We start from the raw sequence: 12,575 nt of genomic DNA, 5'->3' as shown, positions 1-12,575 counted from the left end.
ACTTTTAGCGATGGAGACAACCCCGTGCAACAGGCAGACAACCTCGGCGCCCTCGTTGGCGTCGATCATGGTTTTTGTACGATCAATGACCCGCAGTGCCCGGATGACGTGTTTATCTGCAAGCAGGTGCACAGCGCCGCCGTGATCGACTGGCAAGCGGATCAGCCGAGCAATACAGTGCCGGCCGACGGTGTGTTCACCGGCTCGCAGCAGCCGATCGCGGTGATTACGGCCGACTGTCTGCCCATCCTTATCGCCGCCCACAACGGCGAGAAAGTGGCGGCGGTGCATGGCGGTTGGAAAGGCCTGCAAGCCGGGATCATCGCCAATGCCGTGCAGCGTTTTGCCGAGGACGGGATTGGCGCCGAGCAGTTGCAAGTGGCTATCGGCCCGTCGATCAAGCCCTGCTGTTATGAGGTGAGCGCCGACTTTATCGCGCAGTTCCAGGCCGATCAGGGTCACTTGTGGCGTTTTGCCCAACCGGCGCCGTTGCTGCCACCGAAGATCGCACCGCCCCATGCGCGCCAAACCGGCAGCGCGTGGTTCGACCTGAGCGCCTACGCGCTGATGCTGTTGCACGCGGCCGGCGTTCGGCGCGAGCAGGTAGAGGTCAGCGCGGTCTGCACTTACTGCACGTCGCCGGCGTTTGCCAGCTACCGCAGAAGGACCCATCACCCGGAGGAGGTGAGGACGTTGTTGTATTCGTGGATTGCTCGTAGAGCCATCACCGACTGATCTTCAACCCCTTGCGCCCCGCATGCCGCTCCAACGCCAGCTCGATCAACCGGCTCACCAGTTCGCTGTAGCTCATCCCCGCCGCCTGCCACAGCTTGGGGTACATGCTGATGCGGGTGAAGCCGGGCAGTGAGTTGATTTCATTGATAAGCACTTCGCCGTCGTCGGTCAAAAACACATCGACACGCGCCAGCCCCGCGCAACCCAACACTTCAAACGCCTCGATGGCCAAGCGGCGGATACGTTCGCTGGCGTCGACGCTGATCGCCGCCGGCACCACCACCTGGGCGGCCTGGTCGTCGATGTATTTGCTGTCGTAGGAATAGAAACCGTTGCTCACCACAATCTCGCCGCAACCGCTGGCGATGGGGTTGTCATTGCCCAGCACGGCGCATTCGATTTCACGGCCGCTGACAGCGGATTCCACCAGCACTTTTTCATCAAAGCCCAGGGCCAGTTCGACGGCGGCGTGGTACTCGGCTTCGTTGCCGACTTTGCTCACCCCCACCGACGAACCCTGGTTGGCCGGCTTGACGAACAGCGGCAGACCGAGCGTGTTCACCGCCGTATCAAAGCTTGTCTGTGCCGCATTGCGACGGGTCAGGGTGATGAACGGCGTGACTGCAATCCCGGCATCGCGCAGCAGGCGCTTGCTGATGTCCTTGTCCATGCACACCGCCGAGCCGAGCACATCGGAGCCGACAAATGGCAGGTCGGCCATGCGCAGCAGGCCTTGCAGGCAACCGTCCTCGCCCAGGGAGCCGTGGACGATGGGGAAGATTACATCGACATGGGCCAGCAGGTCGCCGCCGGAGGTTTCCACCAGTTGCTGGCTGGCCTTGCCCGGCACCACCGCCAGTTCGCGGTTGGATTGGTTGAGGCCGATCAAGGCCGGGTTTTCCTGGTTAATCAGGAAGTTCGAGGTGTCGTTGAGGTGCCAGTGGCCGGCCTTGTCAATGCCGATCAGCACCGGCTCGAAGCGCGTGCGATCAAGGGCGTCGACGATATTGCGCGCCGATTGCAACGACACTTCGTGCTCGGCCGAACGACCACCAAAAATAATCCCTACGCGCACCTTGCTCATGACCCAGCCTCACTGTTGAAAGTATGGCTTCTTACCACGGGCCGTCAGCGATTCGCTACCAGATGTGCGCCGAACAACAGGTAGCAACTGCCAGCAAAGCGGTCGAGCCATTTGCGCGAACGGCTGTAGAGGTTGGCCATGCGCTCGCTGGAAAACACCAGGGCCACGCAGGAATACCAGCTGAAGGACAAGGTGGCCATGGTGAGCACCGCCAGGGTCAGCAACATCGGCGATGGCGAAGGCGGCATGGTGGACGCGAAGATGGTCGCGACAAACAGCGCCGCCTTGGGATTGGACAGGTTGCCCAGCAACCCCAGGCGCCACGCGGAGAACAGCGAGCGCCGAGGCGCGTCCGGCAGCAGGTTCTGGCCCATGGCCGGGGCAGAGCGCTTGAACAGTTTCAAGCCGAGGTAGATCAGGTAGCAGCCACCAATAATCTTGAATGCCAGGTACAGCATAGGGGCGGCGGTAAACAGCGACTTGATGCCCAGGCCACCCGCCAGCCCCCACAGGATCGTACCGGTGGCCACACCCGCCGAGGCCACCACGCCATGACGGCGCGAACAACTGGCGGCCAGCTGCGCCGTGTTGAAAAAGTTGGGACCGGGTGTCACCACTGCCACGGTCCACAGCAGCGCCAGCGAGACCAGGGGCGCCACATAGGCGGGGTTGAGAACATCCATGGGGGCGACTCCATCAGCGCAAGGCACGAACGGCGATCATAGGCCTCGCCCCTGCCTTGCACAATCGTACAAGACCCCGGCAGACTGGCAGCGCAGACTCGGTTAACGTGTTTCCACCTCACTGTGTGACAAGCCACCATGGGCAATCCCATCTCCCCCCTCGACTGGATGCACCGCGCCCCGCATGCCAGCGGTATGGACCGTATCGAGGCGTACTTTGCCGGCTTCGCGTTCGACCCCCATCGCCATGACACCTACGCCATCGGCCGAACGTTGTTCGGCGTGCAGAGCTTTCACTATCGCGGCTGCATGACCCACAGCCTGCCCGGCACGACCATGGTGATTCATCCCGACGAAACCCACGACGGCCGCGCCAGCAGCGAAGAAGGCTTCCGCTACCGCATGATCTACGTGGAGCCGGCGCTGATCCAACAGATCCTCGGCGGCAAGCCATTGCCGTTCATCCCCTGCGGCCATACCACCGACCCGCGCCTGTTCCGCGCCAGCGAAGTGCTGCTGCAAAGCCTGGATTGCCCGATTGATCCGCTGCAAGAGCAGGACGCGATGTATGACGTGGCGCAAGCCCTGAGCGAGGCCTCCGGCGTGATCACCAGCCGCAAGAGCTTCGACTACATCGCCGCCGAACGCGCGCGGGAATTTATCCACAGCGCCCTGGGCCGCAGCATCACCCTGGACGAAATGGCCGAACACGCCGGCCGCGACCGCTGGGCGTTGTCGCGGGATTTTCGTTTGTTGTTCGGCACCAGCCCCTACCGCTACCTGACCATGCGTCGGCTGGACCTGGTGCGCAGCCTGCTGGCCCAGGGCCAATCGTTGGTGAATGCGGCGATGACGGCCGGGTTTACTGACCAGAGCCATATGACCCGGCAGTTTCGCAGCACCTACGGCATGCCGCCGTCGCGTTGGGTGAAGATGCTGGGGCGCTGACAGTACAAGACTTGGAATGCATTCAATGTGAGAGCTGGCTTGTGTGGGAGCTGGCTTGCCTGCGATAGCATCACCCCCGTATCACTGATACACCGAGGTGCCTGCATCGCGGGCAAGCCCGGCTCCCACACAAGCCAGCTCCCACATTGATATCTAGATTGCCTCAAAAGTTGAGTTCGACTTGATACTGCTTTCCCTAAGCCCAACCGCCACCACCGCCCCCACCAGCGCAATCCCCGCACTCCACCACAACGCCCATTCAATCCCACCAGCATTCGCCACCGACACCAACACCGCCAACCCCAGCGCCCCGCCAATCTGCTGGCTGGTGGACGCCATCCCCGCCGCCACGCCCTGCTCGCCCGGGCGGATACCCAAGCCGGCCGCCACCCACATCGCCGTCCACGTCATGCCCTGGCCGACGCTCAAGATAAAAATCCCCGGCAGCAGCGACCAGAATCCCACGCCCGTCGGTAATGCCCAGCACACCAGCGCGATGCCCACGGCCCCCGCCAATTGCCCGCTGACCAGCGTGTTGCGAAGTCCAATCCTGACCAGCGAGCGCTCCGCCAGCCAGATGCCGAACGTGCACACCAGGGTCGCCGGCAAAAACGCCAGGCCCGCCTGCAATACGCTGTAGCCGTAGACCTGCTGGTAATACAGCGCGAGAAAGTAGTACTGCACGCCAAAGCTGCTCATGAATACCGCCGTCAGCACCATGGCCATGCGCAGTTCGCGGTAGGCCAACAATCGCAGCGGCATCAGCGGGTCGCGGCCGCGGTGTTCGATCCAGGCGAACAGCCCCAGCAGCGCCACCGCGAGGGCAATGCAGCCGAGGGTCGACGGCGCCGTCCAGCCCCAATCCGGGCCTTGCACCAGGGCAAACACCAGCAAGGTGCCGCCGACGGTCACCGTCAGCGCGCCACTGATATCAAAGTTGCGCCCAGCAGCCCGCGCGCCGTCGGCAGGAATCCAGTAACGCGCCGCCCAGGCGCAGCCACCCGCCAACGGCACATTCACCAGGAACACCGCCTCCCAGCCCCACACTTGGGTCAACACGCCACCCAGCAAGGCGCCGAGCGCGAGCCCCGCCGCCGACGCCGCGCTCCACACCGCAAACGCACGGTTGCGCTCAGGCCCTTCGGCGTAATGGGTGTTGATCAACGCCAGCGTCGCCGGAAACAACAGCGCCCCGCCCACGCCCTGCACCGCCCGCGCCAGCACCAGCAACATCGCGCTGCCACCCAGCACGGCAGCCAGGGACGCCAACGCATACAGCGCCTGCCCGGTCCGGTACAAGCGGCGCTTGCCGAGCAGATCCGTGGCCCGCCCACCCAGCAGCAGGAAGCCGCCGAACGCCACGCTGTAGGCGCTCACCACCCACTGCAATTGCTGCGCGGAAAAGTCCAGGTGCGTGCCGATCTGCGGTAAGGCGACAAACACGATGGTGGCATCGAGGGCGATGATCAGTTGGGCGGTGGCCAACAGCGCCAGCATCCAGCCAGAGGGTCGAGAGGAAGACATCACAGCGTCCTGTCCAAAATGAAGTACGGCGAGTGTGTTTTATGCGCGATAGATGATAAATAGCGCTATCACTCTTTCAGTAATGACTTTAATCATGGATCTGAACGCTGTTCGCCTGTTGGTCCGCGTGGCCGAAACCCGCAGCTTCACCCGCGCCGCCGGCGACTTGGGGCTGACGCAATCCGGGCTCTCACGGGCCATCTCACGCCTGGAAAACGAGCTGGGCGTGCGCCTGCTGCAACGCAACACCCGCAGCGTCAGCCTCACGCCCGACGGGCAGATGCTGTACGAGCGCTGCGCGCCGTTGCTGGCGGAATTGGCCGAGGCCGAGAAGCTGATGCTCGACCGCCGTGGCAGCCCGTCGGGCCTGTTGAAGATCAGCACGCCGTCGCTGTTCGGGCGCAAGGTGGTGATGCCGGTGATCGGCGAACTGACCCTGCGTTACCCCGAGCTGCGCATCGAAGCCGTGATGACCGACCGCCTGGTGGACATCGTCGACGAAGGCTTCGATGCCTTGCTGCGTACCGGCGAGATCCAGGACCAACGCCTGATCGCCCGCACCCTGGCGCCGTTGCGCTGGGTCACCGTCGCCGCCCCCGCCTACCTCGCCCGTTTCGGCACACCGCAAAGCGTCGATGAGCTCAAGGACCACCACTGCCTCACCGTGCGCAATCTGCGCAGCGGACGCATGGTGGACTGGCAGTTCATGCTCGATGGCAAGGTGCAGGACGTGAGCGTCGAAGGGCGGCTGATCTTTGATATCGGCGACGCGCTGGTGGATGGCGCCGTGGGCGGTTTTGGCATCGCCCAGGTAATGGATTTTGCGGTGCGCGACGACCTGGCCGCCGGGCGCCTGGTGCCGGTGCTGGAGGACTTCGCCGGGCGCAGCCGGGCTATTTCGTTGGTGTATCCGCCGTCTCGCCAGTATTCGCCGAAGTTGGTGGCGTTTGCCGAGGCGTTGGCAAACGCGCGCTGGTAGGGCTTAGAGTTGGCGCCCGGTAATCGGCTCGCCGATCGTCAGGAAGTTACCGCCCGCGATGTGATGCAAGGTGCGCAGTGAATCATGCCCTTCGAAGTGCCAATGGCCTTCGCTGAACACGCGCTCGTCGGCATACGCCGCGACCACTTCGCCGAGAAACAAATCATAGGTTTCCTGATTGTGCGGCTCGGGCAGCAAGCGGCATTCCAGCCAGGCCACACAGCCTTCCAGCAGTGGCGCGTCGGAGTGTTCGCCGTTGAACACCTGTAGGCCGTAAGTGGCGAATTTGTCAGTCTCGCTGCCGGAGGTATTGCCGACGGTCTGTACGAGATCGGCCTGGGCCACGCACGGCACTTGCAGCACAAAGGTGCCACTGCCTTCCAGCAACTGGCGGGTCCAGGTGGACTTGTCCAGCACCACGGCGACTTTCGGCGGTTCGAAGTCCAGCGGCATCGCCCAGGCGGCGGCCATGATATTGCGCTGGCCGTTATGCGCCGCGCTGACCAGCACGGTCGGACCGTGATTGAGCAAGCGGTAGGCTTTGGACAGCGGAACGGGGCGACGGTGGATAGGGCTCATGGACAGTCGGCTCTTCAAGCAGGAAAGCGCCTACGATACCTGAGCCCTAGCCTCAGCTCGACAGTTGGTTGGCGAACTGTCCTACAGCGCTGACCACCTTCTGCGCACCGTCCTGAATCTCGACGATCACCGAGCCCGCTTCCGCCGCCAACGCCAGGCCTTGCTCGGCTTGCAGGCGACCATCGGTCATCAGCGCCACTGCCTCGCGGGCCATGTCCTGGTTCTGACGCACCACGCCGACAATTTCCTCGGTGGCCTTGCTGGTACGCGAGGCCAATTGCCGCACTTCGTCGGCCACCACCGCAAAACCACGGCCTTGCTCGCCGGCGCGTGCCGCTTCGATGGCCGCGTTGAGCGCCAGCAAGTTGGTCTGCTCGGCGATGCCGCTGATGGTCTTGACGATGCTGCCAATCACCTGGGACTGGGCATTCAGCGCCTCGATGCCTTCGCCGGCCTGCTGCATGTGCTGGGCCAGGTCGCGCATCACGTCCACCGCCTGGGTCACCACCGTGGTGCCGCGCTGGGCGCTGTTGTCGGTTTGCAGCGAGGTGCTGTAGGCGATGTTGGCGGCGTCGGACACCGCTTGTTCCTGATTGACCTGATCGGTAATCACCGTGGCGAACTTCACCACTTTGTACAGGCGGTCGGTGGCATCCAGCACCGGGTTGTAGGTTGCTTCCAGCCACACCGTGCGGCCATGGCTGTCGACGCGTTTGAAACGCGCCGCGACAAACTCGCCGTTGTTCAGGCGTTTCCAGAAGTTCTGGTACTCGGCGCTGTTGTATTCCTCCGGTTCGCAGAACATGCGGTGATGCTTGCCCTTGATCTGCGCCAGGCTGTAACCCATGCCGCCAAGGAAACGATCGTTCGCGGTGAGCACGTGCCCGCCCAGGTCGAACTCGATCACGGCGGTGGAGCGCACCAGCGCGGTGATCAGGTTTTCATGCTCGCGCGACGCCTCGATGGTGCGGGTCAGGTCGCTGGAGAAGATGGAAAAATGCTTGATCCGCCCATCGGAGCTGCGCACCGGCTGCACGATCGAGCGCAGCCACGCTTCCTCGCCATTGCCACGCAGCAGGCGCACCGTACCGGCGAAGTGCTCACCCCGCGTCAGTGCATTGTTGAAGCGCTGCTGGAACTCGTCATGCTTTACATGTGCTGGCGCCAGGTCGCCAATGGCGCGGCCTTGCAGCTGGCCGCTCGGGTAGGCCATTTCCTTGAGGAAGTTGCCGTTGGCCCAGTCGATACGGCCCTGGGGGTCCAGCGTCAGGCACAACATCTCGCTTTCCAGGCTCTCCTTGACCTGCTGCAAGCTGGACAGTTCTTCGCGAAGAGCGGACAGCTCCTGCTTCAAGCGGGTGTTGAACATGGGGCACCGATGGTCAATTGGAGAGAAGGATCTGACCTGCATCGGCCCTGCCGAGCTTTTCTGAAGAGCCCTTTAGCCCAAGGCCCAACTATATTTTTGGATCCATCAGCCGCCATTGTTTCGGCACATCCCCATTACTTGATATTCGATGGTGTTGAGCTTGCCGGTGGAGTCTTCATAGGTCATGCGCGAAGGCACGGCATTGCAGCTGCGAATCGGCGGCGTCACGCTGACCACCTTGGCGATATCCAGCGGCATGCCATAGCGATACGCCTGCACCTCGGGCGCGGGCTTGCCGTTGCGGGCGGCGTAATCGGCCATGACCTTTTCATTGCGCTCCATCATCAAGGCAAAGGTACGGTCGCCGCCGCCTTCGGCCAAGGCACCGAACGACAAGACGGCCGCCAATACACCCAGGCCAAGTTTATAAAAGTTCATCACACGTTCCTCGTCTCAAAGTTGAGTGCCCAGCGTAACGAGCGAACCCTGACGCGATGTTCACCAGAACATTACTTATTTGTTAGGTGAGCGTGAGATTCCAGAATTGTAATCTGCGTGCCACTTCGCGGTTATCTGTCATTTGCAACTATCAGCCCGGGCCACATCAATAAGAACGCCCACCTCATATAAGAAGCTGATCACTGCCAACACCGAGGAGCGCAACATGCACAGTACTTATTACATCCTTCCTTTTTCATTGCTCGCCGCGCTGCCCCTGGCCGCCGTGGCCGTGGAAGACCAGCCCGAAGGTTTTATCGAAGGCAGCAGCGTGAATGTGCTGGCACGCAACTTCTACTTCAACCGCGATGACCGCAAGGGCCAGTCCAGCCCCACCGGCAATGGCTATTCCGAAGCCTGGGCGCAGGGGTTCATTGGCAAATTCGAATCCGGCTTTACCCAGGGCACGGTCGGTTTTGGCCTGGACGCGTTTGCCATGTATGGCCTCAAGCTCGACTCGGGCACCGGCCGCAGCGGCGGCAAGGGCTCGTTCGGCGTGCTGCCGGTGGACAGCGACAACCATCCGGAATCCGGCTACAGCAAATTCGGCGGCGCCGCAAAACTGCGCGTGCTGGACACCGTGATCAAGGCCGGTGACGTGTTCCCGCTCACACCAGTAGTGGCGTACGGCGACTCGCGGCTGTTGCCGGAAAGCTTTCGTGGCGTGACCGCGCAAAACACCAGCCTGGAGGGCCTGAGCCTGCAAGGCGGACGCTTGAGCGGCATGAGCCAGCCCACCGAAAGCGGCATGAACAAAGGCTTTGCGACGTTCTATGCGGGAGAGGTTGATTCACCGTGGATCGGCTATTTCGGCGGTGATTACCAACTCAACAAACACCTGAGCCTGAGTGTGTACAGCAGCCGCTTGAAGGACGCGTGGGACCAGTACTACTTCGGCAGTGCGGCCAATTACCCGCTGAACGATGAGGTTTCGCTGTTCGGCGACTTCAACTATTACAAGGCGGTGGATGAGGGCAAGAAGCTGCTGGGTGAGTTCGACAACAACATCTGGAGCGCCAGGCTCGGCGTAAAGATCGGCGCCCACAGCCTGGCCGTGTCGCACCAGCGCAACAACGGCGATGACGATTTCGATTACCTGCGCCAGTCGGACTCGATCTTCCTCAACAACTCGATCCAGTACAGCGACTTCAACTCACCCAAGGAGCGTTCGTGGATGGTGCGCTACGACCTGGACATGCAGCCATTCGGCATTCCCGGCCTGTCGTTCATGGCCCGCTACGGCAAAGGCACCGGTGCCGACTACAGCAACGCCAACGCGGTCTACATGCGCCGCGATGCAGCAGGCGACCCGCTGACCGATCAACGCCGCTGGGAGCGCGACATCGAGGCCAAGTACGTGGTGCAAAGTGGCCACTTGAAAGACCTGTCGCTGCGCCTGCGCCAGGCCACGGTGCGGTCCAGTGCATTCGAGTCGGACCTGGAAGAAGTGCGCCTGATTGCCGAATACCCGCTGGCGATTCTCTAAGGCGTTACATTCGTTCGCGCTTGACTTACATCTGTTCACAACTAGCCAGTTATCAAAACTGTAATATTGGCCTCACCTTCTCGTTAGGTTGAACTTTATAGACTGGCTTCAACTTGCAACACCGAGCACATTCATCTCTGAAGCTTTTGTGTAGCTCCTTTGGAAAGAGATGGATTTTTTAACGCCCCATTGGGGCGTTTTTTTTGCGCACTTTCTTAGTTGCGACAGAACGTCGCAGTTGACCCTGAAGCCACTTCACGCTTCAGAATTTTCCTACTCCCCCAGCAACACCCTCCATAAGGAAATGGACCCCCTTCTCTGTTCGGAAAAAAGGTAAACCCCCATGCGTATCCTTGTGGTTGAGGACGAGCAAAAAACCGCCGCCTATTTGCAGCAAGGCCTGACTGAAAGTGGCTACGTGGTCGACTGCGCCAGCAACGGTATCGACGGCCTGCACCTGGCCGCGCAACACGCCTATGAACTGGTGATTCTCGACGTCAACCTGCCGGGCAAGGACGGCTGGGAAGTGCTCGGGCAACTGCGCCGCAACGGCAGCCAGCGCGTAATGATGCTCACCGCCCGTGGGCGCCTGGACGACAAGATCAAGGGCCTGGACATGGGCGCCGATGATTACCTGGTCAAGCCCTTCGAGTTTCCCGAATTGCTCGCGCGGGTACGCACGTTATTGCGGCGCAGTGAACATATCCCACAGCCGGAAGTGTTCTGCGTGTCGGACCTGGAACTCGACCCGCGCCGCCATCGTGCCTATCGCGGCACCCGGCGCATCGATCTGACCACCAAGGAGTTCGCCCTGCTCCAGGTGCTCATGCGCCAGACCGGCGAGGTGATGACCCGTACGCAGATCATTTCCCTGGTGTGGGACATGAATTTCGACTGCGACACCAACGTGGTGGAAGTCTCCATCAGCCGCCTGCGGGCCAAGGTGGATGACCAGAGCGAGATCAAGTTGATCCACACCATTCGCGGCGTCGGCTACGTGCTGGAAGCGCGGCCATGAAAACCGGCAGCCTGTCGATGCGCCTCGGCCTGACGGTCAGCCTGATGGGCGCCGGCCTGGTGCTGCTGCTGGCCAGCCTGGCTTACCTGGCCCTGACCCATGAGCTGGAAAAACTGGCGCGCAAGGGCCTGGAGAGCAAGATGGAACAGATCCAGCACAGCCTGGCCCAGGGCCTGGACGCCCGCGATATCCGCGCGCGCCCGCACTCGCTGCTGGACCTGGTGATCGGCCACGACAACTTTTACCTGACCATCGTCGGCACCGCGCCCGACGAGCGTGTGCTGCTGAGCGTCGGCGCCAAGCCCCAGGTGCCGCTGCTCACCGACTACCCGCACCGGGAAACCCTCGGCTACCTCAACTGGGAGGACAGCGACGGCAACCAGGTGCTCAGCGCGTCCAGCCTGATGCGCCTGGCCAGTGGCGAGCGCGTGCGCGTCGTGCTGTCCCTGGACCGCATGGACGACCAGGCCCTGCTCAGCGCCTACCTGCGCGCCACAGTAGTGGCATTGCCGTTGCTGCTGCTGTTGATCGGCATGGGCGCCTGGTGGCTGGTGCAGCGTGGGTTGGCGCCGTTGCAACAGTTCAGCCACGTCGCCGCCCAAGTCACCACCCAGGACCTGACCCATCGTCTGGCCCTGGACAACCTGCCCCAGGAACTGCGGGAACTGGCCCAGGGTTTCAACGTGATGCTTAATCGGCTGGACGCGGGGGTGCAGCAGTTGTCGCAGTTTTCCGACGACTTGGCCCACGAACTGCGCGCGCCGCTGACCAACCTGATGGGCAAGGCCCAGGTCACGTTGTCGCGCCAGCGTCCGCTGGAGGAATACAAGGTCGCGCTGGAGTCCAGCACCGAAGAGCTGGAGCGGTTGTCGCGCATCGTGTCCGACATGCTGTTTCTGGCTCAAGTCAGCCACCCGGCAGCCCGCGCGTCGTTTGTGGCGGTGTCGTTGACCGATGAAGCCCGGCGGGTGATGGAATTGTTTGCCTTGAGTGCCGAAGACAAACACCTGAGCCTGACGTTGATCGGCGATGCACAGGTCCAGGGTGATCGCCTGATGATCCAGCGCGCGCTGTCCAACCTGCTGTCCAACGCGATCCGCCACAGCCCCCAAGGTGGGCATATTTCGCTGCGGGTGGAGACGTATGCGCAGCAGGTATCGATCTCCGTCAGCAACCCCGGCGTGGGCATTGACGCCCGACACCAGCCCCACCTGTTCGAACGCTTCTACCGCGCCGACAACAGCCGCGCCCGCACCGAAGGCGGCACCGGCCTGGGGCTGGCCATCGTGAAGTCGATCATGACCCTGCACCAGGGCCAGGCCGAAGTGCGCAGCCCGCCGGGTGGCATTACCTCGTTTCGGTTGGTGTTTCCCTTGGTGGCGATTGGTTAAGTTTCCTGTGGGAGCTGTCGACCTTTAGCGAGGCTGCGAAAGCGGTGGGTCTGGCAACGGCGGTGTCGCCTGTGCCGCCGCTATCGCAGGCAAGCCAGCTCCCACACTTTGAACGGTGTACACCTGAACCAACCTGCAAACCCAATCCCCTGTGGGAGCTGTCGAGCTTTAGCGAGGCTGCGAAAGCGGGGGGTCAGGCAACGGCGGTGTCGCCTGTGCCGCCGCTATCGCAGGCAAGCCAGCTCCCACACTTTGAACGGTGTACACCTGAACCAACCTGC

11 protein-coding genes and 2 pseudogenes are annotated in these 12,575 nt (G+C 62.3%); 6 read left to right on the top strand and 7 right to left on the bottom strand.

Translation table 11 applies throughout. The annotated features are described in order from the left end of the window. Window positions 1-24: 24 nt before the first annotated feature. Window positions 25-735 carry a peptidoglycan editing factor PgeF gene (gene pgeF / locus PSH87_RS03675; protein ID WP_305432596.1) on the top strand — a complete coding sequence of 237 codons (711 nt, stop codon included), beginning with the start codon at window positions 25-27 and terminating at the stop codon, window positions 733-735. Here pgeF and ddlA read toward each other — a convergent pair. Both ddlA and PSH87_RS03665 read right to left on the bottom strand, forming a co-directional pair. After that, window positions 725-1,819 carry a D-alanine--D-alanine ligase gene (gene ddlA / locus PSH87_RS03670; RefSeq protein WP_305432594.1) on the bottom strand — a complete coding sequence of 365 codons (1,095 nt, stop codon included), beginning with the start codon at window positions 1,817-1,819 and terminating at the stop codon, window positions 725-727. The genes pgeF and ddlA overlap by 11 nt on opposite strands. A 44-nt stretch (window positions 1,820-1,863) precedes the next feature. After that, window positions 1,864-2,502, bottom strand: a complete 639-nt coding sequence (locus PSH87_RS03665) for a LysE family transporter (RefSeq protein ID WP_305432593.1) — start codon at window positions 2,500-2,502, stop codon at window positions 1,864-1,866. 138 nt (window positions 2,503-2,640) lie between these two features. Between PSH87_RS03665 and PSH87_RS03660 the strand changes: the two genes are divergently transcribed. After that, on the top strand, window positions 2,641-3,450 hold the full coding sequence (locus PSH87_RS03660; RefSeq protein WP_017738100.1) for an AraC family transcriptional regulator: 810 nt from the start codon (window positions 2,641-2,643) through the stop codon (window positions 3,448-3,450). Between the two features lie 153 nt (window positions 3,451-3,603). On the opposite strand, the gene PSH87_RS03655 is transcribed toward PSH87_RS03660, so the two are convergent. Next, on the bottom strand, window positions 3,604-4,947 hold the full coding sequence (locus PSH87_RS03655; RefSeq protein ID WP_370695311.1) for an MFS transporter: 1,344 nt from the start codon (window positions 4,945-4,947) through the stop codon (window positions 3,604-3,606). Window positions 4,948-5,068: 121 nt separating this feature from the next. Here PSH87_RS03655 and PSH87_RS03650 point away from each other — a divergent pair, with 121 nt between their 5' ends. Beyond that, window positions 5,069-5,953: a LysR family transcriptional regulator gene (locus tag PSH87_RS03650; RefSeq protein ID WP_305432591.1), complete on the top strand. Its 885-nt coding sequence runs from the start codon at window positions 5,069-5,071 to the stop codon at window positions 5,951-5,953. Between the two features lie 3 nt (window positions 5,954-5,956). Here the strand turns inward: PSH87_RS03650 and PSH87_RS03645 are convergent, their stop codons facing one another. The 4 genes and pseudogenes from PSH87_RS03645 to PSH87_RS03635 all read right to left on the bottom strand — a co-directional run bounded on the left by PSH87_RS03645 (window position 5,957) and on the right by PSH87_RS03635 (window position 8,339). Then, window positions 5,957-6,532, bottom strand: a complete 576-nt coding sequence (locus PSH87_RS03645; RefSeq protein ID WP_305432590.1) for a flavin reductase family protein — start codon at window positions 6,530-6,532, stop codon at window positions 5,957-5,959. Window positions 6,533-6,584: 52 nt separating this feature from the next. Further along, a pseudogene (locus PSH87_RS28760) lies at window positions 6,585-7,016 on the bottom strand (methyl-accepting chemotaxis protein); the annotation flags it as partial. 156 nt (window positions 7,017-7,172) lie between these two features. Further along, window positions 7,173-7,811: pseudogene (locus PSH87_RS28755) on the bottom strand (PAS domain-containing protein); the annotation flags it as partial. Between the two features lie 195 nt (window positions 7,812-8,006). Beyond that, window positions 8,007-8,339, bottom strand: a complete 333-nt coding sequence (locus PSH87_RS03635) for a DUF2790 domain-containing protein (protein WP_017738103.1) — start codon at window positions 8,337-8,339, stop codon at window positions 8,007-8,009. A 226-nt stretch (window positions 8,340-8,565) separates the two neighbouring features. On the opposite strand from PSH87_RS03635, the gene PSH87_RS03630 reads away from it, so the two are divergent. From PSH87_RS03630 to PSH87_RS03620, 3 genes are all read left to right on the top strand, one after another. Continuing rightward, entirely contained in the window at window positions 8,566-9,885 is a 1,320-nt protein-coding gene (locus PSH87_RS03630) for an OprD family porin (protein WP_305432586.1), read from the top strand. 343 nt (window positions 9,886-10,228) lie between these two features. Beyond that, a complete protein-coding gene (locus tag PSH87_RS03625; RefSeq protein ID WP_305432585.1) occupies window positions 10,229-10,903 on the top strand; it encodes a heavy metal response regulator transcription factor in 675 nt (224 codons plus the stop codon). Then, window positions 10,900-12,294 carry a heavy metal sensor histidine kinase gene (locus PSH87_RS03620; protein WP_305432584.1) on the top strand — a complete coding sequence of 465 codons (1,395 nt, stop codon included), beginning with the start codon at window positions 10,900-10,902 and terminating at the stop codon, window positions 12,292-12,294. The genes PSH87_RS03625 and PSH87_RS03620 overlap by 4 nt, the downstream gene beginning before the upstream one ends. The last annotated feature ends 281 nt before the right edge of the window (window positions 12,295-12,575 follow it).

This window comes from Pseudomonas sp. FP453, assembly GCF_030687495.1.
Classification (GTDB): domain Bacteria; phylum Pseudomonadota; class Gammaproteobacteria; order Pseudomonadales; family Pseudomonadaceae; genus Aquipseudomonas.
The sequence above is the reverse complement of the archived record's forward strand: the minus strand, read 5'-3'. Positions and strand labels throughout refer to the sequence as shown.

Coding starts and splice junctions, on each gene's coding strand:
- ddlA (WP_305432594.1), bottom strand. CDS start 1,819: ATGAGCAAGGTGCGCGTAGGGATTATTTTTGGTGGTCGTTCGGCCGAG.
- PSH87_RS03665 (WP_305432593.1), bottom strand. CDS start 2,502: ATGGATGTTCTCAACCCCGCCTATGTGGCGCCCCTGGTCTCGCTGGCG.
- PSH87_RS03660 (WP_017738100.1), top strand. CDS start 2,641: ATGGGCAATCCCATCTCCCCCCTCGACTGGATGCACCGCGCCCCGCAT.
- PSH87_RS03655 (WP_370695311.1), bottom strand. CDS start 4,947: ATGCTGGCGCTGTTGGCCACCGCCCAACTGATCATCGCCCTCGATGCC.
- PSH87_RS03650 (WP_305432591.1), top strand. CDS start 5,069: ATGGATCTGAACGCTGTTCGCCTGTTGGTCCGCGTGGCCGAAACCCGC.
- PSH87_RS03645 (WP_305432590.1), bottom strand. CDS start 6,532: ATGAGCCCTATCCACCGTCGCCCCGTTCCGCTGTCCAAAGCCTACCGC.
- PSH87_RS03635 (WP_017738103.1), bottom strand. CDS start 8,339: ATGAACTTTTATAAACTTGGCCTGGGTGTATTGGCGGCCGTCTTGTCG.
- PSH87_RS03630 (WP_305432586.1), top strand. CDS start 8,566: ATGCACAGTACTTATTACATCCTTCCTTTTTCATTGCTCGCCGCGCTG.
- PSH87_RS03625 (WP_305432585.1), top strand. CDS start 10,229: ATGCGTATCCTTGTGGTTGAGGACGAGCAAAAAACCGCCGCCTATTTG.
- PSH87_RS03620 (WP_305432584.1), top strand. CDS start 10,900: ATGAAAACCGGCAGCCTGTCGATGCGCCTCGGCCTGACGGTCAGCCTG.